The sequence below is a fragment of the Kangiella japonica genome, from assembly GCF_039523535.1.
Classification (GTDB): domain Bacteria; phylum Pseudomonadota; class Gammaproteobacteria; order Enterobacterales; family Kangiellaceae; genus Kangiella; species Kangiella japonica.
Window position 1 is genome coordinate 1 of sequence record NZ_BAAAFM010000006.1, and the last position, 26,449, is coordinate 26,449.

At 43.7% G+C, this 26,449-nt stretch carries 13 protein-coding genes and 4 tRNA genes; 2 read left to right on the forward strand and 15 right to left on the reverse strand.

Going from position 1 to position 26,449, the window contains the following annotated elements:
* The 3 genes from ABD128_RS09085 to istA form a co-directional block, all read right to left on the reverse strand.
* The coding region (locus tag ABD128_RS09085) for a transposase (RefSeq protein WP_343989431.1) at positions 1–333 on the reverse strand (333 nt) is incomplete at its 3' end.
* Positions 334–543: 210 nt separating this feature from the next.
* On the reverse strand, positions 544–1,287 hold the full coding sequence (gene istB / locus ABD128_RS09090) for an IS21-like element helper ATPase IstB (RefSeq protein WP_343989433.1): 744 nt from the start codon (positions 1,285–1,287) through the stop codon (positions 544–546).
* A complete protein-coding gene (gene istA, locus ABD128_RS09095; protein ID WP_343989435.1) occupies positions 1,284–2,831 on the reverse strand; it encodes an IS21 family transposase in 1,548 nt (515 codons plus the stop codon). The genes istB and istA overlap by 4 nt, the downstream gene beginning before the upstream one ends.
* Positions 2,832–3,671: 840 nt before the next feature.
* Between istA and ABD128_RS09100 the strand changes: the two genes are divergently transcribed.
* On the forward strand, positions 3,672–4,013 hold the full coding sequence (locus ABD128_RS09100; protein WP_343989437.1) for a DUF6957 family protein: 342 nt from the start codon (positions 3,672–3,674) through the stop codon (positions 4,011–4,013).
* A 115-nt stretch (positions 4,014–4,128) separates the two neighbouring features.
* Here ABD128_RS09100 and ABD128_RS09105 read toward each other — a convergent pair whose 3' ends face one another.
* The 8 genes from ABD128_RS09105 to uvrY all read right to left on the reverse strand — a co-directional run bounded on the left by ABD128_RS09105 (position 4,129) and on the right by uvrY (position 18,139).
* Complete coding sequence (locus ABD128_RS09105; protein WP_343989439.1) at positions 4,129–4,698, reverse strand: hypothetical protein; 570 nt, start codon at positions 4,696–4,698, stop codon at positions 4,129–4,131.
* Positions 4,670–14,149: a SpvB/TcaC N-terminal domain-containing protein gene (locus ABD128_RS09110; protein WP_343989441.1), complete on the reverse strand. Its 9,480-nt coding sequence runs from the start codon at positions 14,147–14,149 to the stop codon at positions 4,670–4,672. Before ABD128_RS09110 ends, ABD128_RS09105 begins: the two co-directional genes overlap by 29 nt.
* Positions 14,150–14,535: 386 nt before the next feature.
* Positions 14,536–14,622 (reverse strand) — tRNA-Leu (locus ABD128_RS09115).
* A gap of 26 nt (positions 14,623–14,648) precedes the next feature.
* Positions 14,649–14,722: transfer RNA gene (locus ABD128_RS09120), tRNA-Cys, on the reverse strand.
* A gap of 59 nt (positions 14,723–14,781) precedes the next feature.
* A tRNA-Gly gene (locus ABD128_RS09125) sits at positions 14,782–14,857 on the reverse strand.
* 150 nt (positions 14,858–15,007) lie between these two features.
* Entirely contained in the window at positions 15,008–15,574 is a 567-nt protein-coding gene (pgsA, locus tag ABD128_RS09130) for a CDP-diacylglycerol--glycerol-3-phosphate 3-phosphatidyltransferase (protein ID WP_343989443.1), read from the reverse strand.
* A 73-nt stretch (positions 15,575–15,647) separates the two neighbouring features.
* A complete protein-coding gene (uvrC, locus tag ABD128_RS09135) occupies positions 15,648–17,483 on the reverse strand; it encodes an excinuclease ABC subunit UvrC (RefSeq protein WP_343989445.1) in 1,836 nt (611 codons plus the stop codon).
* 17 nt (positions 17,484–17,500) lie between these two features.
* Positions 17,501–18,139: a UvrY/SirA/GacA family response regulator transcription factor gene (gene uvrY, locus ABD128_RS09140; protein ID WP_343989447.1), complete on the reverse strand. Its 639-nt coding sequence runs from the start codon at positions 18,137–18,139 to the stop codon at positions 17,501–17,503.
* 94 nt (positions 18,140–18,233) lie between these two features.
* Between uvrY and ABD128_RS09145 the strand changes: the two genes are divergently transcribed.
* Positions 18,234–18,761, forward strand: coding sequence for a hypothetical protein (locus tag ABD128_RS09145; protein WP_343989449.1), 528 nt, complete (start codon positions 18,234–18,236; stop codon positions 18,759–18,761).
* Positions 18,762–18,891: 130 nt separating this feature from the next.
* Here the strand turns inward: ABD128_RS09145 and ABD128_RS09150 are convergent, their stop codons facing one another.
* From ABD128_RS09150 to ABD128_RS09165, 4 genes are all read right to left on the reverse strand, one after another.
* Positions 18,892–19,503: a transcriptional regulator gene (locus tag ABD128_RS09150; protein ID WP_343989451.1), complete on the reverse strand. Its 612-nt coding sequence runs from the start codon at positions 19,501–19,503 to the stop codon at positions 18,892–18,894.
* A gap of 552 nt (positions 19,504–20,055) precedes the next feature.
* Positions 20,056–20,146: transfer RNA gene (locus ABD128_RS09155), tRNA-Ser, on the reverse strand.
* 102 nt (positions 20,147–20,248) lie between these two features.
* Positions 20,249–23,962 (reverse strand): TonB-dependent receptor, encoded by a 3,714-nt coding sequence (locus ABD128_RS09160; protein WP_343989453.1) that lies wholly within the window; start codon positions 23,960–23,962, stop codon positions 20,249–20,251.
* On the reverse strand, positions 23,955–26,449 hold a 2,495-nt coding region (locus ABD128_RS09165; RefSeq protein WP_343989455.1), incomplete at its 5' end, for an Ig-like domain-containing protein. The genes ABD128_RS09160 and ABD128_RS09165, both read right to left, overlap by 8 nt.

Sequence of the window (26,449 nt, forward strand, 5' to 3'; positions counted from 1 at the left end):
TTCTGAGTCAACCAAGCAGGACTTAAAACGCCCCTCCCATAAAGTTCCTGTTCGTTGATAGGTATGATTGAAGTATCTCACGTAGCGACGCCCTACCGATTGCATCATTGTTGATACTGCACCAGCCACCTTAGGAGTGACTAGCAAGTGAACATGATTCGTCATGAAAACCCAAGCATGAATATCCACACCAAACTTCTTTGATGCTTTGTATAAATAATGAGCGTAAAGTGAAAAGTCTTCTTCCGAAACGAAACACACCTGCCGGTTATTGCCTCGCTGAATGATGTGCTGGGTACATCCTGATAAATCTAATCGTGGCTTCCTTGCCATAAGAATAATCTTGGTTATGGGTTTAGCTGTATTATATAGCCAACGTTTTTAAAGGGTATCAGAACTTAACCATCATTGTTGTGCGCTATGGATTAAGGTTAAAAAATGTACTCTGACCCCATTAATTATGTTCGGACGGAGTGACTTCAACAATATCATTTATCACCTGATGTATTGGTAGCGATACTGAGTGTTCGTTAAAGTGTGTATTCATAGCTTATTCTCCTGTCCTTGTTTACGCATTGATTCACCTTCCAGCTCAAACTTATGCGAGCGATGAACAATGCGGTCAAGAATGGCATCGGCAATAGTGCTCTCACCAATTGAATCGTGCCAACTCGAAATAGGAAGCTGGCTTGTAATAATAAGAGAGCCGTTATTGGTCACAGCTTCAATAATTTCAAGCAAGTCCTGCCTCACGAGTGGTTCAATAGGAGAGATACCCCAATCGTCAATCACTAGCACCTTAAACTTTGAAAGTTTGGTTCGATACTTAGCAATCGTACCTTCAGCTCGCGCCATAGCCATCTCTTCTACTAACAGAGGATATCTAATAAATAACACCTTATTATCGCGTCGAATGGCTTCAACGCCCAAAGCACAGGCTAGATATGTTTTCCCAGTGCCAGTTAGGCCGCACACAATTATGTTTTGGCTTCTTTTAATCCATTCACATAAGAATAAAGGGTCAAAAGTAGACTTGTCTAAGTTACGGGCAGAGGTATACTTTACATGCTCCCTGCAAGCAGATTTGTACTTAATTTTTGATTGCCTCATCAATCTTTCAAACCGCATCTGCCTGTTATGATGTAGTTGAGCGTCCAGATAAGAATTTAAACGCTCATCGAACCCTAAGGCCTGATTATCGGGGATTCCCTGGTCATGGTCATAGCGCTCAGAGAAGGCGGACAACCTCAGCTCCTTTAGCTGCTCAATATTCTGCTGGAAACTCATTGTTGACCTCCTTGCTGATAATAATCTCCCCCTCGCGTATCGTGCAATGGAAGCTCAAATTGAACGTCCATTGGAGGTGAATATTCCATGTTATAACGCTTGAGTGTGAGAATGTTTTGAAGATTTGTTGGTGTCATCAGGTGCACTTTAACCGCATAATCACAAGCTTTAACAAACTCTACCTTCGGGAAGTCCTTAGATAACGATTTTAGGCGATTACACTTTTGCCTAGCGATAATGGAGTAGTCCTCTAGGGTTGAGAATTGCTCTTCGACTAATTGCATACAGGAAATCCCATACTGCTTGGCCCACTCGATGAAATCAGCTTTTGATTGCTGGGCATATGCTCTGTGATTTGATGGCATGTGATTGATATCTGTCGTAAAGCCACCCTCATTGCTGCTCCTCTTATGAACAGCAATCTGCTTATTTTTGCTAAAGAAAAGTACCTGATTTGGTGTGACTTTAGTGGTGACCTTTTCTCCGATAAAAGAACACGGCAAAGAATAAGCATGTTTATAAACGAGTAGATGGTAGTCGCGGGGGACTTTTCGGGGGCCTAGCCATTCACCGAACTCAAACTCATGAGTTGGTAATGATTTTAGTAACGGCTTATCGAATTGTTCAAACCACTCCTTACGAGAGGCATCGAAGTTTTTGAAAGTCGCCTCGTTTATGTCTTTTAATCGCTTTAGAATAGCTTCGTTTAATTCAGCTAAAGAATAAAAGGTCTTGTGCCGCAAAGCCATCAAGATTCTTTCTTGAATTAGACGAACGTTCCTTTCTACCAGTGCTTTATCCTTTGGCCTGTAAATTCGAGCAGGAGCAATGGAAAAGTTATAGTGGTTAGCGAACTCCTCGAATGATTTGTTCGCCACAAAATTTTTCCCTGGTTTAGTAATAGCTGATTTCAGATTGTCCACAACTTCCACCGCTGCAACTCCGCCGAAGAACTCGTACATTTTTTTATGAGCTTGAATCCAATCAGAGAGATTTTGAGTATTTGTGGCACAGGCGAAAACGTATTGAGAACAAGCCATAATTCCTACGAATACTTCAGCCTTTCTAACCTCACCTTTTGTAATATCAATATAAGTAGCCTTTTTACCCGAGTAGTCAACCTGAACAACCTCGCCCGCAAAGTGCTTTAGCCTCATGGCAGGACTGAGCTTACTCTCGGCTTCCCTAATTAAGTTGCAAAACTGTGCATAGGAAAGGGAAGTTACGGGTTCCTCTTCAACATACTCCAAGTAAAGAAGTTTTCGAGTCATTCCTTTCCGCTGCAGTTCCTTAAGTATTTTGTCTATGTTGGGTCGTCGTTTAGACAGCTCTTGTGAACGTGAGTGTTGAAAATAATTCAAAAGATTATCATCAGTTTGATTGATGATTTCTGGTAGGCTTAAGCTGAACTCTGCAGTAATTCGACGGTATTTACTGACTGTATCTTTGCTGCACCCGCAAAGTTTGCCAATTTTATTATTCGAATAGTTCGTGTTAGCAATGTATCGTAACAACGAACGTATTTCATCTGGTGAAAGGGCCATAGCAGCCTCCTATATATTTTAGCAATAGTTATCCATTCAGGCGAAGCAATCGCTTGACAATTGAGAATGCAAGGAGGATACTCAGAAACGTAGGCTGCCAAACCTATTAACACTAAGAAACCTCAATGCGACATGTGTTGAGGTTTTTTCTGATTTAAGTCTCCATTTTTTCGTACTCCAAAAAAAGTATAAGACTTTATGCTTACCCCTTTTACTGATTGAAGTAAAGTCAGCGCCGACCTAAAAATTTGAGCAGAATTATTACGCTTTAGCCAAAACCTTTTTATAATTTTTTAGTTCAAATTAATAATCAACTAAATTAAAAAGTGATCCTGCTATATGTCTATTATAGTAACGATTAAGAGAGCTGTGATTGCAAAGCAAAGTCGATTGATTTTATTTGTATTTCTTTAGTTTTTTCTTAAGTGGCAAGGCTATCAATTACTATTACCAAGTTAAATAAAAACAACCAAAGCGAACAATCACCAAGTCGCTTCCCCTTTAAGTCCGAACTCGATATTAATTGCTGATAATGTGACGCCCTTCACTAAAGTCTAGAAATTAATAAAAAATCAGATAAAAACGGTAATTTAGCAGCTAGAGCTAATTAGATTGTCGTGCGAAATCTTTTTAATACAGCTGGCTAGTTTCATTAGTCCCTACATTTGTATGGCATTACGCCTTTTAGCTTGCAAAATAATTAGCCTTCGCCACCGATTCCAATATTCTCTAACCACCGAAATTACGCTTTAGCCGCCGTTCTTACAGAAACAGCCAACGACAATTGTTGCTACGCTTTGAGTCTGGATAAGCGGCACATAACATTAAACGAGGTTGGCTATGAGTAAAGTTGATTGTGTGATTAAAGATTGGGAGCTGGTAACTTTTAACAGCGAAGAAGTCTTATACAAAGTCGTCAGAGGAATCATCGTTGAAGACTATAATAGGCCCTTCGAACCGGGTTTCTGGGTCTGCAGTACCCCGATCATTTATACGGATATGGAGCAAAACATCGTCCAAACCAAAAACACGGTTTATAAGTTGATGGGCAATGGAGAATTCCACGAAACTGACAACTTGATAGTGCATACCCACCTTTGTAGTGGGTTAGACTTTATTCAAGCAATGTGGGCCATTGCTCTTGAGACAAAAGTAGAGCTGGAAAGCGAGAATGAGGACTAACGTTGTATGAAGCCTCACAACATATCAGTCGTGAGGCTGTCCCTTTTAAATTGAAACCAAAACTAACAAGAAGAAACCTCGAGTCGCTAACGCTCGTCGAGGCTACGCTTGAACTTTATTTCGCAACACTAATATTTCTGCAAACAGCGCTATTAACCGTTAGTTCATCTGAGTAAATATAAAATAAATAATCGCTGTCTTTGCTTTCCGCTCCAACGGAGTACTGAACAATATATGACGAATTATCTAAAGGAGATATTTCAAAGTCGCTTGATAAGTTGTAATTAAAACTCAATCGATGACCGCTTTTAATAGTTACTAATTCATCTGATATGTCTACTCCATCCTTATTAATCCACTTACCTTTATACGGCACAACCTTGCTGGACTCTTCAGCGTTAGAGACTTCAAATGCACTGCCATGGCTAGGAGTTACTAAACCAACTTCATAAACATTAATCAAAATATCATATTTCAACACGTTTGATATACTGACCTCTGCTATGTAATTTGAATTTCGACACTCAAGAGCTAAGTTTGCTTTAAGCTCTATAAGTTTAGACTTTCTTTGTTTATAGTACCCGATCTCCTCGCTACCATAGCAAAATTTTGAACATAAAAGACTAATAAACAAAATACTAAGCATTTTCATTACGTTAAAACCCGTTGTTTCCATAATATTCATATGACCTATCTTCAGGGTTAACCCCACCCACAAAGAACTGTAAGCCATACAAGTTCTCCTTGGCCAATTTTAAGTTATTCAGAGAAGGAGTATAGTTTGCATCATATGCCAAATTAGACGCATTTGAAAACCCAGAAAACTTATGCCTCATTCTTTCGATATGACCTAGTTCATGAAAAATAACAAGTGAACGATTACGATCAGTACCGTTAAAGTAAACGTCCCTATTTAAATGCACTGGGAATGAGTTTTTATCTACATATGCTCTCGCTTTACCACCTGTATATATCCTTATAAACTCTTCAGGGGTATCCTGAATTTGCTCAAGCCTTAACTTAATTAAGCCCAACTTTCCCCTCCATGACTTGTAAGCATCTGCCTCTGGTGACATAGGCTGTCCTGTCCACTGTTCAAAAAGAAATGCAGTGTATTCGTTACCAGAATCCATACTTTCTATTGTTTCATTGACCATGCTTAAAGCTCTATCAATATCATTGCTGACAATCTCTCTCTCATTGCCAGCGAGTTCATAAATTTTTATCTCTGCGTTAGATGCTTCCCCATCATATTCTGTATACCCGCTGACAGCACGTTTAACTCGAGCATTTGCGACATTAGTAAGTTTTCGGTCAAGAGCTTGGAGATCATCATATACAGCTAACTGCTCCTGCCCACCTAGTGTGGCAATTTCACGCTCTAGCACTTTTTTGGATTGACCTCTCCTACCTCCATTATCCCCTCCCATAGTAAAGCCAGCTAACACTTGGTTTGCAACACACCTATAAGCACAGTGATCCTCGCTTGCAGGGCCAAGCACACTTAATGATCCTAAAGCACTGGCGATATACCCACTCGGGTCGGTTCCCGCGAGTGGATTATTCATTATGTAGGAATACGGATTCATCGACTGGCTGTTACCAGGCGCTTGAACAAACGGGTCTACACTGAGGAATCGTCCAAGATTGTAGTCATACGCGCGTCCATTCATATGAATGAGCTGGGCATCATCAAGGTGCTCGTGGTCGGTAAAACCGCGGTCTATATCCGTCAGCACATCCATTGCATAAGGCGTATCTGATAAGGCACCTTGTAGCGTTGGAATTAATGGGTCCTTCATTTCACCAGTACGTGGTTTACCAAAAGCGTCATAGCTTCTTTGCTCCATAATATTATTATTATGGTCTGTCAAAGTAACGACCGATCCGAGACGATCTCGATGGACGAAGCGAATTTCATGATCAGGAACAACCTTACCAACTGTTTCTTTTTTACTGACAATAGCGATATCGTCAATATAGGTTTTAGTCGTGGTGGTATTACCTTTTAGGGTGATATCAACTTCTTTGCCTATATAGATAGTTGTTTCAGTACCTTTGACTTGCTTGTATCGAGCTAGGTCAGCGCCATAATTAAAGGTGCTGGTTACGCCTCCCGCATTGATGGTTACAGGCTTATTAAAAGCATTGTAAGTTATCGTCTTGCCATCACCAATGCGCATATTGCCGTTAGCATCGTAAGTGAAGTTAACAACACTGCCGTCAAGCTTCGTGATACTAGATACTGCGTTTGGTCCGCCACTACCGGTATAATCCAACGTGGTCGCATAATCACTTTTATGAGTAATATTACCGACAGCATCATATTCGTAGGTCATCGAAGCTTGATCAGAAGCAAAGCCACTTCGTGAACTATTGATCAAGCGTTGTAACTTGTCATAACCATACGACTCGGTACTAACACCGCTAGGGCTCCATTGTTCTTGTATGCTTAAATTACCAAAGCTACCGTAGACATACCCCAAATTATGCTTTAAGTGCTCACCAGAGCTGGTGTGGGTATAAATATTCCTCAGTTGACCTGTGGCTTCAGAATAGACTCGTGTTTCACGTAAGCTATTGGCGTTTTTATAAGCCTCAGTAATATTCAGCAGAGCATCCCGCTGTTCAACTTTCTGGTACTCATAACCTGACTTGGCGTTATAAACTTTTGTTTGGTAACCATAGTCATCATAGTCATAACCGACGGTTATGCCACTAGCGTAGGTATAGGCTTTAACGCGTCCATAGTTTCCATCGTAACTTGTACTCGAGGTATAAGACTTATCACCAATAGTTGTAGTTACTGAACTCGGACGAGATAAATCGTCATAACTATATACTTTTTCGATACCTGGCCCAGTTTCGGTGCCAAGCATGCCGATACCGTTTACTCGGTTGTCATACACATAGTGCGCATGCTCTGTGCCATTCACCCAACGATACTCTAATCGTCCGAGCTCATCATAGCGCATGGTTAGTTTATCGTCATTGGCATCCGTTTCAGATTCAACTTCACCATAAGTATTATAGGCAAAAGTTTTTACACCCATGTTCGGATCGTCAACTTTCCATTTATGACCAAAGCCATTATGCCAAGCATTAATCGAGTTGCCTTTAGCATCCGTTAGAGTGATAGGGTTCCCCATACTGTCATAAGCATAGCGAGTAACTCCTCCTAGAGCATCGGTCGTTTTCATTAACTTACCGTCAGTTGAGTAAGTCCGACTCATGGAGAGAGAGACTCCTCGATCTATGACATCAATATCGGTTCGGTGTCCATCATGCTGATAAGTGGTATACATAATATTGCCATCAGCTTGATCCGTTTCCTTGCTTGTCAAACGTCCCAAAGCATCATAAGCAGTGTATCGAATACCAATATCACTTGACGAATAGAAGGATGGTTTAGTTTCTAACGTTTTACGACCAAGGTTATCGTACTTCACACGGGTATAAATCGGGTCGCCGCCAAAACCTTGCGTTTCCGTCATGAGGGTACGGTTAAATTTATCCTTGTAAACCTTTACCGTCGGACTTCCTTCCTGCTGAGTAAACTCATAGTACTCGGCGTTAGATGCTTCGTAGGGGCAGCTACTAAAGCACCACTGATATCCCTTCTCAATGAGTTTACCACCTGGGACTGAACTCGACTTGAGTCGACCAAAAACGTCATAGGTATGAGATACAGTAATAGAGTTATCAACATCGGTCACAGACGTCGGTTGACCATGCTTTGGCGATACAATAGTTGTCGCTTTATGGCCTTTGGGATTTGTTACAGTTTTAGGGAAGTAGCCATCCACCGAATAAACGGTTGAAACTGTACGATTTAAATCTGTGCCAGTCGATGCTCCCGGTGATCCAGAAGTGGTCACAGACGTCGGTAAGCCGTCAGTATTCAGTACAATACTGGTCGTATGGTTTTGCGAGCTGCTGCTCGCTGTGGTCACAGTGCCTGTCGGAATACGGTGTAACTCACCCTGAGCATTATAACTATAAGTGGTATTAGTCCACTTTGAGTTATCACTACCAGCAGCAGAGCCCGTTATTGCTGAAGCTCGTAGCTTAGACACATCTGTCCTACTTTGTGTAACTTTGTTGAGCCACCAGTTTTGCTGATCAACGCTATAAACTTTTGTGGCTACCGTTTTTATCTCATCAAACCCATTATCGAGAGTTTTAGTTGACTTTAACACGTTACCAAAACTGTCCACATCCGAAGCTCCAATTGTCTTCACTTCTTTGCTTAACCGGATAGAGCGGTTGCTCAGCTTAAAAGTCTCTTTAGTCGAGCTGGTAGGGAATACCCACTTAACCCTTGAGTTAGCCGTGTTTTTAACATGGTAGTTGGCCACAGTAGTACGGCTAATAGGGCTCAAAGAGCAATCGCTGTCCCCATCGCTAATTAAACAAGTTCGAGCAGACTCTAATTTGCCCGCTTTCGGGAATTTCTGGTGAAAATTTGAGACTGAGCGAGAGTCAGAGCTTAATTCATCAACTGATATCTGTCTAAACCCTTGGAAGCCTCGTCCCATACGATTATAGACTGCTTCACGGTAGCTATATCGTCTTTGGTTTTCACTTCCAACACCATTAGAGTGATAGCTGTCTGAAACTACATACATACTGGACGTAAACATAAAGTGCATAGGATCGCCTGCTGTATAACGCACTTCAGGCTCAGGAACATAGTACAGAGGATTAGCGTCGCTAGGTCTTGATAAGTGCTTTGACAAGTGAGCATAGCTCCAGCCGACTTTAACCCCTAACCCGTTTTCTATCTCATAAGCTGTGTCGGCAAGCTTCCCGTCATTAGAGTTTTTAACGATAAGGTTTTTCTGTTCAAAATAGCCGCCACTGATTGGTGGAGTTCCTTCTCTAAAAGCGACTCCTAGGATCGCATGATGATACGGCTGACCAGCAACGTAAAGATAGCAGTTCTGTTTAGCTATTCCTTGTGGTGGTGGATTACAGTGAGAATAAGAATAGTTTTCAACAGTTCTATAACTAAAATCTATAAAGCCATCGTTATCTAAATCTTTTAATTCTATTGGGCTCCAACTTTTCTTATTGTCTAACGAGTTAAAGCCAGTAATAGGAGCTTCAACCACATCAGGTATAGTTTTTGAGTATTTTAATCCAGAAGTAGTATCTTTAAAGTCAACTATTGACCATTTAAAGCGTCTAATATCATATTGACCGAAATCGATATATATATCTATATTCGAATGACTATCTAAAGTTATTTTCTCCTCAATATGCATATCATCATTACAAACCTCTACGCTGTATGGTTCCCAGCTAGCCTGGTTAGGCGGCACACCAGTAAAAGTTGTACATAAATTATCTCTAGAGTATGTTGGCGTGAATAATTCATCCTTTCCATCATTATCAAAATCAGCAAAAGTTGCTCCACCCCACTTAGATTGAATCTTGTTTACAAACCCATTGTCTTTAAATCTAGTTTTATGCTCATGAATTCCAAGACCAGTACCTAAAGATTTTTCCGTATCAAAAGCTCTATCTCCTTTATTGAGACGGACTCTCCAATCAAAGTTATTGGTAGATACTTTTACCGGACGGACGAAATCTTGCAATCCGTCACCGTTTAAATCAGCAAAGAAATATTGGTTAGTAAAGTTATTTATGGGCAAACCTAACTGAGATGCAGTCTTATTAGTTGGAACCCAACGGTTATTTGATACGCTACCAAATGAAACGCTGACTTCTAAAACTGCATCATCACTTAAGTAGGTTTTAAGCACATCTAGATAGCCATCCCCATCAACATCCATATAAGATGCTTCTTCTCTGATATGCGCCTGTGCTACAGGTTTTCTCGTACGCATAGTTGTAAATATAAAAGGCCCAGTAAAATTAACACTACCGTCGGGCGCTCTTAGAAAATATTTAACTTCATTGTTTGTATAATCCCTATAGATCAGGTCAGGGTAACCATCATTATTAACATCCAATTGCTTAGCATTTGCATAAAAAAGGTTGCTGGGAGCGGGTATATCCGTCAGGAAACTCTCTACTTGGAAGTTATTGTTATACTGCTTATAACCTATTTTATTAGTTGCTTGATCCACATAAAGGAGGTCTATTATACCATCTAAGTTCATATCTCCAGTCGTAAGGGGCACGAAAGTATTGTTAGCAACCTCTTGGTAATCACCATATTCATTTCTTGCAAAGATTATTGTCCTTACAGGCTCATCATCATTTTGCATCAAACCCAAACGCACATATATTACTTCAAGGACACCGTCTCCATTGAGATCAATGTGGAATATCTTGTCCCCAGGCTCGACCATCCTTCCTATTTCTTCTAACTCGCGATTTGCGGAGCTGTTAGAGCCAGTGTTTTCCCAACCATAACTAGGTTTGTAACTACTTACCTTCGTTGGCTTCAAGCACACATTATCAGCACATTCTGTTATTTCTTTAATTAACGATCGTTCAGAGAAAGGACTTAGCTCATAAGTTAGCTTATATTCTCGAATAACGGCTGCTTGATATAGCGTTTGTATACTCTTTAGCCGCTTACTATTTGTTGTTAAGCCCCCCGCCAAATAACTACGACTAACATCAGGTCTCGACTCATAGTTTAATCGTACTTCACGATCTCCATTAGAGCCATTTTTACCAGTGTAATAGATGGCCTTTAGTAAGTTTTCACCATTACTGTAATTATAATAATCGTAAGTAATCGTATTGCCTGAAGGATCTTGAGTATTAGCAATAGCCCAGCTTAATATTTCATTGCGCCCTGAAGCAATGTGCTTTGAACCAGAGGTTGATCCATAAACTGACTTGGTATTGTTTTTATGATAAACCGTAAACCATGAACTTAACGAGTTCATTGACTCGCTTTGAACGATCTTGGCGAATGTATCTAATTCGGTTCGGTACTCTGAGCCAGAGGCGCCATATTGACCACTAACAACAATTAATCTTTGCCCATCTAAGCATAGTTTATCCTTTGAGCCATAGGTTAAGCCACTTCCTGTTACGTCTTGAGCTGGAGTTGCAGCACAACGACTAATAGCACTTCCTGCCGATAACGACCAACCGACACCTGCTACTCCATTTCCTGAACGAGAAGAGTAAGCCAAGCTAACATTAGGTTGCATCCCCTTACGACCAGGAGGAATTACAATTGGTATCTGATAGTTTGCAGCACCGCCAGAAACGCCTCCACTTCCTTCGACAGCTCCAACGGTTTGATCAGTAGTTAAGTTAGAATTAGGAGAGTATGGAGCATCAGGTACAGAACCCCCAATTCTTCCCCACTCAGGTGGTAATTTCACGTCAACTTCACTAGAGACTTTAGCTGAACTACACTTGTGACTATTATCAGGAAGCTTATTACACGCACGGACTTTATGCGTCCACAAACCACCCTCATTAACAGTCACTAACGTACTAGTACCTGAAACCGTCGTCCAACCAGACCAGCTGCCAGATTGATGCTTTTGTGACACTTGATAATCATCGACATAACTGGAAGAACTAGCCCCCCAGCTGATACTATAATTATCTTTAGTGACTAAAGATGGTACCGAAATACTAGGAGGTGTATCTGGTGTGGGGTGCTCTACTGTAACAGTATTACTCGTACCATGAAGGCTACATCCGGAGGTATTACATGCTTTAACTTTATACGTCCAGCTACCATCGCCTTTGCCAGAAATTAAACGACTGGTGCTTGTCCCCATTAAAGTCCAATCATCATAGTTAGGGCTTTCCGAAATATGGTATTCATCAACCACACCGCCGCCATTTTGCCAGGTTACTGTGTAACTACCAGTATCACTACTCGAGTTAACACTTACACTCGGGCTATAAGGTGGCTTCAACACAGTGACATGAGGTGAGATATACTTAAAGCCACTACAGCCTGAAACGTTACACGCTCTGACCGCGTAGTCATACTCCCCATCGTCTAGTAATGTGAAACTTTTCGTACGGCCAGTACTATTGTATACCGTAGTCCAACTACCGAAAGAAGCTCCCCCTCTTGGCTTTAAACGCTGGCGCAGTTCATAAGAATCAACTTGCCCACTTGCCACACCCCATGTGATCGTGTGAGAACCATCGACGTCCGTTAAGGTTGGCCCTGAAATACTCACAGGAACGCCAGGCTTATGAATAACCTGAACATGCGGAGAGATATAGCGCCAACCACTACAGCCACTGGAGTTACAGGCCTTTACGGCAAAATCCCATTCTCCATCACTTAAAGATGAGTAACTGTAGTTGAAAACATCGCCTCTGTTCTTATATACCCAGCCACCGAAAATACCGCCGATAGGCTTATGACGATGAGCAGTCTCATAACGCTCAACTTGCCCAGTACCTGCTGTCCAAGAAATGCTAAAACTACCATCAGCGTCAATCGTTGTTGGGCCATTGATCGAAGCTGGCACACCGGGTTTATGCAGTACGCTTTTTGATGTGCTGTGACTACTGTAAGCTGTGCATGACCAGTCAAACTCATTACATGCACGCACACGATAAGTGTAACTGCCATCGCCCCTACCTGTTAAACTTAAAGAAAGTGAGGAAGTATTATCAGCGACTACAGTATAACCACTGACTCCAGATTGATATTCAATGACATCATACTTAGTGACAGTACCACTGGGCTTGCTCCAAGAGACTGCTATTGAGCCATCTGAAGACGTTGCGCTAGTAACAGATGGAGCAGAAGGTGTTGAAGGTAACTTGCGCAGTACTGCTGTACTTGAAATGTTACTGAGGCTTGAGCAAGCCCAAGTGTATTGGTTACACGCCTGTACTCTATACTGCCAACTACCATCACTCATACCGGTTTCTGTGAAACTAGTTTGAGTAGTGCTTGATATTGCAGTAGTCCATGAGCCACTGTTGACACGCTTTTCCAAGCGATAAAATGTGACTGTTCCGCTTGGCTTGATCCAGCTAACTGTCGTGCTGCCGTTATTCACAGTCTCATCACTCAATGTTGGAGCGGAGGGCTTTGAAGGCTTGTTTCTAACCGTTGTATTAGTAGAGTCGAGGCTAAAGCTTGAGCATGCCCAAGAGTATTGATTACAGGCCTGTACTCGGAAATCCCAACTACCGTCCGTTAAGCCAGAAATCGTTAGGCTTGTACTAGTATGGTTCGAATCAGCCCATGTCCAGCTACCGCTATTTTTGCGTTGTTGAATGCGATAAAAGCTAACGCTACCACCCGGCTTAGTCCAGCTAACCGTCACACTGCCGGTCACCGTCGTGTCATTAATTGTAGGTGTCGCGGGGATTGATGGTCTAACTCTAACTGTAGTATTCGCAGAGTCAGAACTTAAACCAGAGCACGACCACGTATAACCATTACACGCTTGGACTCTAAAATCCCAGCTACCATCGGTTAAACCTGACACTGTTAAACTTGTACCGGTATGGTTCGTGTCCGCCCATGACCAGCTACCATTTCCTTTTCGCTTTTGGATGCGATAAAAACTGACACTACCGCTTGGCTTCTGCCAGCTAACCGTCACACTGCCAGTCACCGTGGTATCGTTAATCGTAGGCGTCGCGGGAGTCGAAGGCTTGTGTCGTACATAAGCAATTGAACTCAATGAGCTATAATTACCACAAACAAGGACACCCATTTTATAGTCGAGGTTACAGCCCCTTACTTTATATTGATAGTTTCCATCAGGATTATTTGATATGGAATATGTTCGTGTGGTTGGGGATGTAGTATATTTTTTAACATAACTACCATTCTTGTATTCAGCAAGCTCATAACCCGAGGCTTCCGGCCCACTTGTTTTCATGCTTGAGGATGCAGACCATGAAACAGTGTAAGTCCCACTAGTACTGTTTGCTACAGATACACTTGGAGTTCCAGCTGGACCAGGCTTGGGAGTCGGGGTATCGTTTTCACAGCGACCAGAACTTGTAGTAAAACCGCTATCTTTCTTATCTTTACCAGGAGGCTTTCCTTTTTTACCGCGAGACTTTCCATTCTTATCATCATCGCCTGAGCTTGGTTCCTCTACGCTGTAGGGCTCCCAACATATTTCTGATGATGCTTCAGTACACAAGCCGAACAAAATAACAAAAGCCACAATGACTTTAAGTGATAAAAACAAGTTCCCCACTTGGTTTCTCCCAGTGTTATTAATTATTTCCTAGATTATTGCTGTACGATTATTTTTCGCGCCTAAATTCTAATCGTAGAAGCCTTCAAGTCAACTTTTTTTGATAAATACGAGATTAAACCAGATTGCAACCAAGTATATTTTACATTTAATGCAGCAATGCATTGCTTTGTAACGCTTTGTAGCTGCCGAAGATAGCAGAGCTTATTTAGATGCAATCTAGATAACAAATAAAAAATAACTTTTTAATAGTTATTTAAGTAGGATTGAACGGGGGAAGTCTGCTTAGTGTACAGATAAAATGAAATAAAAATGCAGAAACAAAAAAACCTTGCGGAAGCAAGGCTTTTGGATTCTTTATAGACTTTCTATTATAAGATAAAGAATGGTGCCCAGGGCCGGAATCGAACCGGCACGGTGTCGCCACCGAGGGATTTTAAGTCCCTTGCGTCTACCAATTTCGCCACCTGGGCAGATGACTTGTATCAGAGTCCAATTATGGAGGCTGAGGCCGGAGTCGAACCGACGTCCACGGATTTGCAATCCGCTGTATAGCCACTCTACCACTCAGCCAAAACCGACTACTCTGATAAAAAAACCTCGGACTGTTTAGCACGAGGTTTTTTAGAATTTGGAGCGGGAAACGAGATTCGAACTCGCGACCCCAACCTTGGCAAGGTTGTGCTCTACCAGCTGAGCTATTCCCGCGTCGTTTTGATGGCGTGCATTTTACTGTGAATTTGATTTGTGTCAACAAGAAAAATCACTTTTTTTGCACTTTTCTTACGATTGATTAAGGCTTGAACAAAGTGTCGTTTTTTCGAACAAAATCAAGGTGCTATCCGTAAGAGATGGTTATTATGCGTCATTCTTCTCACTTGTCAAGTATGGCCATGCTGCCAATAGATAAACCACCATTGACCACAGGGTTAGTAATGCTGCAACCCACATAAAGGCATAACCGAACACCTTTGGTAGCCCAAAAATCGCTGGAGATGCAATTAAAAGCAAGAAAATTGCTAATAGTTGGCACATGGTTTTGATCTTTCCGATACTGGAAACTCCAACCACAGCACGATTACCCAGCTCCGCCATCCACTCTCTAAGTGCTGAAACTGTAATTTCGCGCCCAATAATAATCATGCCAGGGATAGCGAGCCAAGGCGAACCTTCGCGCGCTATCAATAAAATCAAGGTGATAGCGACCATGAGCTTATCCGCGACAGGATCGAGGAATGCCCCGAATGGTGATTCGATGTTCATTCTGCGTGCTAAAAAGCCGTCAAGCCAGTCTGTCCAAGCAGCAGTACAGAAGATGGCGAGCGTTATCCATCGCGCGGCAACGCCATCAATAAAGAAGAAGATGACGAATAGAGGAATTAATATAATTCTAAAAGAAGTAATGATGTTGGGTATGTTCCACATACAGTTCCCAGATTTGTTGTCTTGTAGCACTTTTTGTGTGATTTATTGTACATCAAGAAATCACAAAATGTTGCTAACTGTGTAAATAATCGTAGATTTTTTGAGCCAGAGATAAACTAATCCCCGGTGCTTTAGCGATATCCTTGGCGCTCGCCTTCTCAATCTCCTGCCAGCCGCCAAAATGCCTCAGAAGCGACTGTCGACGCTTTGCGCCAACTCCTGGTATCTCTTCAAGCAAAGACTTAGTACCCGACTTAGTACGGCGATGACGATGCTTGGTTATTGCAAAACGATGCGACTCATCGCGAATATGCTGAATAAAGTGTAACGCTTTAGAATCTTCATCCAACAATAGCGGTCGATGCTGGCCGGGAAACCAAATCTGCTCCATGCCAACCTTGCGATCTGAGCCCTTAGATACGCCAATTAGCGGAATATTCGTAATATCCAGCTGATTAAAGACATCTTCAGCCTTGGCTAGCTGGCCTTTGCCACCATCAACAATCACAAGGTCGGGCATCGCCTTCTCATCGGCTTTAAGGCGTTTATAGCGTCTCGTCAAAACCTGCTCCATGGCCGCATAATCGTCGCCAGGCTCAATCCCTGAAATATTAAAAATCCGATAATCCGACTTTTTTGGACCATTCTCATCGAACACTACGCAAGAACCAACCGTCTGATTGCCCTGAGTATGGCTAATATCAAAGCATTCAACGTGTTTCGGCATCGACTCTAGCTGCAATGACTTTTGCAATTCTAGCAAACGCTTGGTGAAGTTCGATTTACTGTTCAAACGCGCGCGTAGCGAATGCTGGGCGTTTTTATTGGCGAATTCTTGCCATTCCTTAGTTTGCCCTCTACTCGCCACCTTAAGGCTAACTTTGGACTGCTTATGCTCCGAAAGCGCTACGGCAATAGTTTTATGATCTTCTGGCAGCTTCTCGAGAAACACCTGCTTCGGAACTTCCGCACCCGAAAGATAGTAAAACGTCAAAAAAGAATTAATAATTTCATCCAAGTCACTGTGCTTAGGCACTTTTGGATAATACGTTTTATTCCCTACGATCATGCCGTTTCGAATAAACACCAACAGAATACAGCAAGTGCCAGAGGCATAAGCCACGCCGACTACGTCCAGATCAGACGCTGTACCACTAATGACTTGTTGCTGCATGACATGGCGCATTTGCTTAATCTGATCGCGATAACGAGCCGCTAACTCAAACTCTAGATTTTCGCTCGCCTTATCCATCTTCTTTTGTAACCGCGCTATGACCTTATCGCTTTTGCCGCGATAAAACAGGCGAATATTGTCCACATCCTTGGCATAGTCTTCTTTCGAAATATAATCCACGCAAGGCGCTGTGCAACGTTTAATCTGATACTGCAAACAAGGGCGCGAGCGGTTAGCAAAGTAGCTATCTTCACACTGACGCACCTGAAACACTTTTTGCATCAATGACAAGCTTTGGCGCACCGCCGATGTGCTCGGAAAAGGCCCGAAGTACTCGCCCTTCTCCTTCTTCGCGCCACGATGATAGGCCAAGCGCGGAAAGTCCCCACTCGACAAAAACACAAATGGGTAGGATTTATCATCGCGGAAAATCACGTTAAAGCGTGGTTTATACTTCTTGATAAGGTTGTTTTCGAGCAACAGAGCTTCGGTTTCTGTGTCCGTAACCGTGGTGTGAATATCCTCGATATAGGTTACTAACAGCTCAGTCTTAGGCGACAGGTGTTTCTTAACGAAATAGCTTTTTACACGATTATTAAGATTTTTCGCCTTACCGACATACAGCGTCTCACCGTCTTTATCCAACATCTGGTAAACACCAGGCTTGTTGCTGAGATGAGCGAGGATCTTCTTGATATGTGGCTTAATGCTGTTGTCGGCGTCTGGCTCAGACATAAATACTGCGGCGCGCCCTAGAGTGACTCAATCACTTTATAACGTAGCGCCAAGTGAGTAAGCCCTACATCATTCTCAACGCCTAGTTTCTCGAACAAACGATAGCGGTAACTGTTGACCGTTTTAGGGCTTAAATGCAGTGAATCTGAAATGGTTTGCACTTTCTCACCACGAGTAATCATCAACATGATCTGCATCTCGCGCTCAGAAAGCTTAGAAAAAGGATTATCGTCGTGCTTGGAAAACTGGCTGATCGCCATCTGCTGAGCCACGTCGGCTGCTAAATATAGTTTACCGCGATTTACCGAATGAATGGCTTTGACCATCTCTTCGATATCTGTGCCCTTGGTTAAATACCCCATAGCACCGGCATTTATAAACTGGGTGGGATAAGGCTCGTCGCCGTGAACCGTTAGCGCAATAACCTTTAAGTCAGGATCAAAACGTAACATTCTACGAGTCGCTTCTAGACCGCCGATCCCAGGCATATTAGCATCCATTAGAACGACATGAGGTTGCTCTTTCTTCTGGTGCGCGATAGCCTCTTCACCAGACTTTGCCTCGCCGATCACCTCAATTCCTTCTGCATCTGACAAAAGCCGACTTAATCCAGTACGGACCAAATCATGGTCATCAACTAGCAAAACTTTTATCACAAATCCCCCTAACAGATCTTTAATTTAGCGGTTCAATTATTATGAAATTAGGTTAAGATAGCAAGCAAGAACCTAACAAGTTTAAGAAGATAGTATGATAAATAAACGTATTTTGGCGCTCGGCGCACTTTTAACTTTAAGTTTCGGATTAAACGCAGCCTCAAGTATCGAAGACTGCTCCGCAATCTCCGACAACGAAAAGCGACTTCAGTGCTACGACAACTTCCTACAAAAGAAAAACAACACCCAAACTGAATCAACTAAACTAACAGTTGAAGACACTGTTAAGCCAACCAAGCCAGTAGAAGCGCAAGAACCACAGCCAGAGCCTCAAGCACCAAAAGCAAAACCGGCTGACAGCTTTGGTCAGGAGCAAATAAAGTCCTCAAGCAAGAAAGAAGTCACCGAGCTTCACTCTCGCGCCATTGGAAAATTCAAAATGTGGGAAAAAGGATTAGAGGTAAAACTCGAAAACGGCCAAGTCTGGGAAATTACCGACCACAGAAGCGCCTATTACAAAGTCGAAAACCCAAAGATCTCGATTGAGAAAGGTATTTTCAACAGCTATCTTCTCGGAATCGAAGGCCTCAACAAACGCTTCAGAGTCCAGCGAATAAAATAAGAGCAATACTGAAAAATAAATAAGCCCGCACTTTAAAGCGGGCTTTTTTATTTGTTACTTTATTATTTCAGCACTCTAATGCAGGTAAACTCTCCACTAAAACTGACAGCTCTCTTAATTGGCAACTCTCTTAACTAACAATTGCCTCAAAAGACTCTTTCCCCATCAGCCAAATTTTAGGTTGCTCAATAACTTTAGTAATGAAATTTTGTTTACTCTCTAAACGCTGAGTAAACTCCTCAACACTTAAAATCGTAGAGTTTACCGTCCTTGCCAGCCGATCCTCAGCGTCAATAAATAGCTCCATCACCTGGCTATAACCTAAATCCGCACCAACCAATAAAACATCAACATCGCTCGAGGCATGGTCTCTTCCCTTCGCCACGGAGCCATAAATAAAGGCAAACTCTAACTCATCGATGATAGGTGCAATAGACTCGGATAAAACATTCGCCAAACCAAACGTCTTCATCGCAATAGAACGTAGCTCAGCATAAACTGGCGACTTATGATTGGCCGAATAATAATTTTGATTGCCTTGCTTTTGCATAACAACCAAACCACTAGACACCAACTTATTCAACTCTCGCTGGATCGCCCCAGTCCCCATCCCCGCCTTACGCACGATTTCATTTAGATAAAAACTAGACTCGCTCTGCGCAAAAAGAATGCCTAAAACGCACTGCTGCGATTTAGTAAACAAAGCATCGGAAATACTATAGGCTTCAGTTTCTTTACTCATAAACCACCACAATACCCAATATAGGTACGACAATACCCTTTTTGGGTATTATGTGCAACCTTATCGAAACCACTGCTTCACTATAAAGATTAACCGACTTTACCTTCTGTCCAATGTACTCCTATCTAGACGGTTTCGTAAATACCAGACAAAGACCTATAATTACGATAAGCGCGAAGCACAACGCGGTAATCTCTGTTGATTTCGATAAAGAGCGAGATTGCCACGGTCGCAAGCTCCCTCGCAAAGACGATAGATGGGGTTGGTATTCACTGGTGGTCACCGAAACGCTTCGTTCGCTATGAGTAACCATAGGCTCGTCATTACGAGAAGTGCGGAGCACGACGTGGTAATCTCTGTTTTAGATTAAAAGCGAGATTGTGCCCAAGGGCATTCCCGATGGTCACCAAAACACTTCGGTCTTAGCAATGACTGCTTGTGGGGTTGGTATTCGCTGCTGGTCACCGAAACGCTTCGTTCGTAATGGCGGTATTATTTGACAAATTACAGGCATAAAAAAAGACGTCGATTGACGTCTTTTTTTATTGAAAATGGCGGAGAGGGTGGGATTTGAACCCACGAAGGGCTACAAACCCTTGCCGGTTTTCAAGACCGGTGCATTCAGCCGCTCTGCCACCTCTCCTGATTTGCGCGAAATAATACCGTAACAATCGGTTAGATGGAAGCCCTTTTTTCAGAAAAGTATAACTTTTTTAGGCATCTACCTATCTTTTGTACAGTTTGTTTAATATTTACCCACAAAGTTGATGAACCAGCCTTCATAGTTGAAGTCTAGGTTGGCTAGGTTGTCACTAAACTCGGTGAAATTATAGCCTGCTCCAATTTTGAAGTTATCGCTGATGTGGTAATCGGCGCCGATTAACCAACCTTCGCGCTGGTCGTCACTTTCTTTAAGCTCTAACCAACGATACTCTAACAAGGCGTCCCATTCGCTAATTATATGGTAGCGAGTTTGGGCGGCGTATAGGTTCGCGGTGCTTTTAAACCATGCGCCTGAGCCTCGGTTTTCGCGAACTTGTCCACGACGGTGCGCGACTTTGGCGGCGAGTTTCCAGCGTGGGTTGAAGTTATAAGTTCCTTCGAACGAGTAGATGTCCGATTTTTGATCGGCGCCTGTCGTAATCTGCGACAAGGTTCTTAGATCATAAAGGTAAGTATATTTACCGAGCATTGCCCAACGGTTGTTATCAACTGGACGATATGCGAAACCTAAGTTACCTTCGACAAACTTTGCGTTTTGCGCAGGGTCGATGAGGTCTTCTGTATCGGCATAATTGATGCGAGCTGCTAAGCGCCAGTCGTCTGTTAGACGATAGGTTAGACGGTTTGTGGTAAGCCATTGTTCGCGCTCTTCCGCCCCGCTATCTTCACGATATTCAATTTTCGACGTCCAGTCGGCATCTTTAGATCGATAACTACCGCTTACGGTCGCAGCCTGGCGATCGACTGGGCCAGACATGGCGTCGAGGTTACCGTCTTGTAGGTTAAAGCCGATAGTCCAGCCTTGCGATGGGTAATAGTCCATTCCGAAGGTATGCACTAGGCCCGACTCTTGCGGCGCTTTGAAGTGTTGGCTTTCGTTATAAATCGTCACTTGATTCGATAGGCGAAGCTTTTGACCAAGCACGATGCCGTCGTTGATTCTGTTGCCGAACACATTGTCCGTGGTATCGGTTGAGTAAGTATAGCGACCATAGACTTTGTGTTCGTTATTAATCTGGTAGTCCGCGGTTAGGCTTGCGGCATCGCCACGGTGTCCACTGGTGTATTCAGCGCCGATTGATGAGCGGTTGCCGAACAGGTAGCGGGTACCTAGAGTTACGAGGTCGTTGTTGTCGTAATCGCCACCATCATTTTCTAGCGTGAACTGACCTACACCATAGACATCCCACGTTTCACCGATGCGATGGTTATATTGCACCGCGCCAAGAGTGGCTGACGTTTTGTTGCCGGCCAACGTTTCTTCGAGCTGGCGAACTTCGGCGGTAATATCAATCTTTGGTGTGATCTGATAGTTGACGCCTACTTGTGCTTGTTTCAGGCGGTTATCGTTACCACGCTGATAATCACTGGCACGAGTGGTAATCGATACGTCGTCATTCACATAGCCGTTAACTTCTGCACCAGTTTCAGTGGTTTCTTCGTTTAGGGTGCGTCGCGCTACCGAGAAGCCTGCATCAGTTTCACGGTGCCAAGCGCCTGCTTTCCACTCGTGTTCACTCCAGCCAAGCTCTTTAAAGTTGGCTCGCGCTTCTACCGAATAAGCTCCGCCTTCTTTACCAGTGACTTCATCATTTGGATCCGGCACGATTTCGTCAAAGGTGAAACCACCGTTGTCAGAGAAGAAGGTCGCAGCTTGGTTCGCTTCCGAGTCCGCTGACTCAACTTTTAAATAAGTACCACGACCCGCTTGTAGCGTTACGTCCACGCCAGCGAGCTGATAATCATCACCGGAGCGGTTTTCGTCGACGAAAGTACCGCCAACGGCGACGTGTTCGCCGAGCCAGACTTTAGCGCGACCACCGACTGTGCGGTTGTCGGCTTCGAAACCTGATGGACGGTATTCATAATCGACCAGTAAAACGTTATCAAAACCATCGAGTGGCTGATCGCGAATAATAGTGTCGAGGTTACGACGCGAAATTTGCGACAGTGGCGTGGTTAGAATAATACGTCCTTGAAGCTCGTCGATTTCATAATCGGCACCACGTTTTAAATCGACACGAGTTTCAACGCGCCCAGTAGTGTTATCACGAACTTCTAAGGTGATTTTATCGGAGCCTGGCAAGATGTCAGTATGCTTTAGGTAGTACAGACTACCGCCCGTTCCTAAGAACTCGACATGGCCAAGCGCTGTTTGTGCTTCTGAGGCGAAGGCTTTTACTTGAGTTTTCGCTTCGCCAAGCTCAGTCGTTTCAATCGAGCGCCAGTTAATCGCGGCACCATAGAGCGAGCGCGAGTATTGTGCGAATTCGTTACCTGTGATGCCGGTATTGTAGTTACCCCACAAGGCTTGGCTCTTGTCCCAATCGACGCGTACGTAGAATCGACCTTGCGTATCGACGTCGCGATAGGTGGTCGAGTCGTCGCCATAAACTGGGTAGTAACGATCCGGATCTAAGCGGCGGAATATATCCTGAGGATCTTTGTCTAAGAAGCCACTGAACATTTTATCAAGCTCACGCTCCTGGGTATCCGCTTGCGCTGTGATAAGGTATTTACCTTTAATTTTGCCTTTTAGGTAAAAGGCTAAGCGCCCTTCTAGTAAGAAATCGTCTTGGAACTGATCGGCTTGGTCAACCGCTTGAATACTGTCGGAAACATTATTCTCAGAAGCGGTTAAGTCCGCTAACGCCACCATGAACATGTGCTCACCGGTAACGTCGACCGTCATTTCATTAGCAATGATTTCATCTTCTTTGCCAATCACGACATTAAATTTGTGCTGGCCTACTGGTAATAAATACTCAGCAACAAAGCGGCGCTGTAAATCTACCGGAATAACATCGCCATTAATGGTTAACGGTTGGTTTTCTGGAATATCCTGACCAAAAATACGCACACGCGAACCATAGATTGGGATGTTCTGTTGGCGCAGATTGTTCTGTCCAAAGGTTTCGCTTTCTATTAGTTCGTTGGCTAGTTGTTGATCGGAAATTTCTTCATCAGACTGCCCTTGGCGAACCAAATCAGCGAATTGGGCAATGTTCTTTTCTTTTTCTTCAGGAGTGACTAAAAGAAGGCTTTTAGCAACCGTTTCGTCACGGCGCCCTTCTTTGTCATAAGCTCGAAGTACGTAAATCAGTCGGTCGCCTTCGACTAGTGGACGATCTAAGGTTAGTTCGCCTTCCCATGAATAACGGCCGTTATTGGTGACTTCAAGAGATTGTGTTGCCAGTGGCGTTACTAAATCCGTATCGTTTGCATCATAAAAACTGAGTTCTAAGCGGTCGATAAAAGCAGCGTAGTTTGAGTAGTAGCTAAAGTTCACTGGCTCAACAACTTTGCCATCTTTAAAAGCTACTACAGAAGCTCCATTAATGCCCAAAGATGGCGGTGTTAAAGCAGGATCTTCGGTAGCCCACATGATGCCACCGTTAGGTAATTGCACCAGCAAATTACCCGATACATCAGCACGTTTCATGTCAGGCTGGAAACCTGCTTCATCTTGGGTATAGATCCCACGGTAGCCAACGTCTACGCGACGATCTTTTTGCATTTCAGAAGGATCCGTTGCAGTGGCTGTCGATTCACCCTGACTTTTCACTCTGAATATTAACCCTTCATCAGCAGTACATTCAGACTGATCACACTGATACCCTTCTTTCGCTTTTTCTTTTTCAGCACTAAAAGCTTCTGGCGCAACACTGAATAGGATTGCACTTAGTCCAAAACTAAACATCGGATGCGCTATGTTTTTAAGTGTTAGCTTATTCATGGCTCGCACCTCCTGTTGAAGCTTTATGCTGTCCTTGTTCGACCTCAATTTTTACGTTTTTAATCAACTCTTTTCCTAAATACTTCTTCAGTGCATTGAAAACTGCATCGGCACGTTTTAAGCCTAAGCGATAGTTATAGTCTGAACTACCACGGATATCGGCATGTCCCGACACCCAAATAGCGCCGCCACCTTTTTGCTCAAGGTATTTAGCCACAGACTCAATAATCGGCTCATGTTGCTCTAGCACTGTATGTTTATCGGTTTCAAAAAGTACCTGTCCAATTTGGATTTTCTCGCCTAGAGTGATGATATCGCGACCCGGCTGTAACTCAGCCGCTTCAGCTTTAATCGTCACTTTCAGGTGCTTGCTAACTTCAGGCTCAATCATCGTCACAAGCGCATCACGCAAGACTGTCGCGCGGTCGAAGGCGATTGGTAAGCCACCGCCATAGCCTTTAATGGTTAAGGTTGCACCTTTCGACTGATTGATCTTAGTAGCGATGTCTTCTATCACTGGACGATATTTCTCTTTGATCTCAACGCTATTATCATCAAACAGAACCGTGCCCATCTCAATCTCAAGAGATTTCGATTTATCGAACAGCGGCTCTTTTGGTTCAGGCAATTTCACACCGAAGTCAAAGTCCGTCGGCATACCTTGCGTTAGGCGCTGTACTCTTGGGTTCTCTGTAGTGAACTCGCTACCCGCTGGAAGCGTTGCTGGGTCCACTTTCATGATGAAGTTCTTACCGCGGCTGAAGTTATCAACATCAAGCGCGTTCAAGTGGAATCGTCCATAAGCGTCAGTTTCAGTAATTAAACCTTCAACCGTTGCGATACGCACGCCCGGAATTCCGCGCTCGTAGATACCGTAGTTCGTAACCACATAATCCACACGGTAGTTGTCGCCTACTCGTGAAATATGACGCTCAATACGGATGTCTTGTGCTGATAAGCCATCCGCCACTTCGCCATCGTGCTCAACACGAGTGTTACCTTCTGCATCCATGATAATCTTAGTACCTTCATCAGTAGTAAGCTCGAAGTTATCCGTGAAGCGAGGCTCTTTCATCAACTGAGAAATCACAACTTTATGATTTTCTGGCGAATCCATAACTGAGTTTCTACCACGAAGCGAACCTAACTCAATACCGTGATTGATTGGCGCACTCGCATCAGCTTCTGGTTGCGGTCCGTTACCACGATCTACCGTGGTAGAGTTGGCGACATAAGCGCTTTCATCAATACCACCGCTAACGCTGATACCCGTCGCTGTCGCATCATCCTGCCAGCCATCGCCATCGCGGTCGTTAAAGACTTTACCTAGAATCGTAGCTTGCTCGAAGTCTGGATCAGCAGTCATGTAAACAGACACGGTCGCTGTATTACTCGCCTTCTCGCCAAGGTAATAAGCTGTGACGCTGTTAATATGCTCGCTACCTACTGCCGAAGGTCCAACACGCATCATGTATTTGATTGTCGCTGTCTCGCCCTCTGCTACGTCTACACCCTCAAACTGTAATGGTTTGTATGGTGTGATTAGGTTATTGCCAGCATTACTATCATCGATGCTGCCGCTATTATCAACATAGCTGAAGCCTAATGGCGGAGTATCAATAACTTGAACATCCGTCACATCCACTGTTCCTACGTTCTCGACTGTTACGGTATATGTCACGAAGTCGCCTAGCTGGACTTGATCCGTGCTTACCGATTTAACAAGACGCAATTGTGGCTTTTCAGATGATTCAATAACCAGTTCATCAGTTGTTGCATCGTTCGCAGTATTGCCTGCATCATCGCTAACAGTCGCTGTGACGTCATAAGTACCTTCGGTTAAAGTATCCACATCTGGAATCGTTAGAGTCCAAGTGCCATCGCCATTATCAACCAAGTTACCGTCGCCTTCGGTGTAGGTAATACCGTTCACAGTGACAGTCAGATCGTCAGAGCTATCGGCTGTACCTGTAATGACTGGTGTACCGTCAGTTGTTGTTAAAGCATCGACTGTTGGGACCGTAATTTGCGTATCAACGACTAACTCACCTGATGTAGCATCATCTGCCGTATTAACACCGTCGGTCACCGTCGCTACCACATCGTAAGTGCCGTCAGGGATTTCATTACCCGCCGGGATGGTTAAGGTCCACGTGCCGTCACCGTTGTCGACCAAGTTACCGTCGCCTTCGGTGTAGGTAATGCCGTTGACCGTCACGCTTAAATCATCCGCGCTGTCAGCCGTACCCGTAATCACTGGCGTGTCATCGTTCGTGACTTGCGTGTCCACCGTTGGCGGCGTGATTTGAGTATCAACCACCAGCTCGTCTGTGGTTGTGTCAGAGGCGGTGTTGGTACCGTCCGTTACAGTCGCCACCACATCATAGGTGCCGTCCGGGATTTCATTGCCCGCTGGGATGGTTAAGGTCCACGTGCCGTCACCGTTGTCGACCAAGTTACCGTCACCTTCGGTGTAGGTAATGCCGT

Bases quoted from the DNA above. Each gene is read 5' to 3' on its own strand.
- ABD128_RS09150 (WP_343989451.1), bottom strand. From the start codon at position 19,503: ATGAGTAAAGAAACTGAAGCCTATAGTATTTCCGATGCTTTGTTTACT.
- istB (WP_343989433.1), bottom strand. From the start codon at position 1,287: ATGAGTTTCCAGCAGAATATTGAGCAGCTAAAGGAGCTGAGGTTGTCC.
- ABD128_RS09105 (WP_343989439.1), bottom strand. From the start codon at position 4,698: ATGAATATTATGGAAACAACGGGTTTTAACGTAATGAAAATGCTTAGT.
- ABD128_RS09145 (WP_343989449.1), top strand. From the start codon at position 18,234: ATGATAAATAAACGTATTTTGGCGCTCGGCGCACTTTTAACTTTAAGT.
- istA (WP_343989435.1), bottom strand. From the start codon at position 2,831: ATGGCCCTTTCACCAGATGAAATACGTTCGTTGTTACGATACATTGCT.
- uvrC (WP_343989445.1), bottom strand. From the start codon at position 17,483: ATGTCTGAGCCAGACGCCGACAACAGCATTAAGCCACATATCAAGAAG.
- pgsA (WP_343989443.1), bottom strand. From the start codon at position 15,574: ATGTGGAACATACCCAACATCATTACTTCTTTTAGAATTATATTAATT.
- ABD128_RS09100 (WP_343989437.1), top strand. From the start codon at position 3,672: ATGAGTAAAGTTGATTGTGTGATTAAAGATTGGGAGCTGGTAACTTTT.
- ABD128_RS09160 (WP_343989453.1), bottom strand. From the start codon at position 23,962: ATGAATAAGCTAACACTTAAAAACATAGCGCATCCGATGTTTAGTTTT.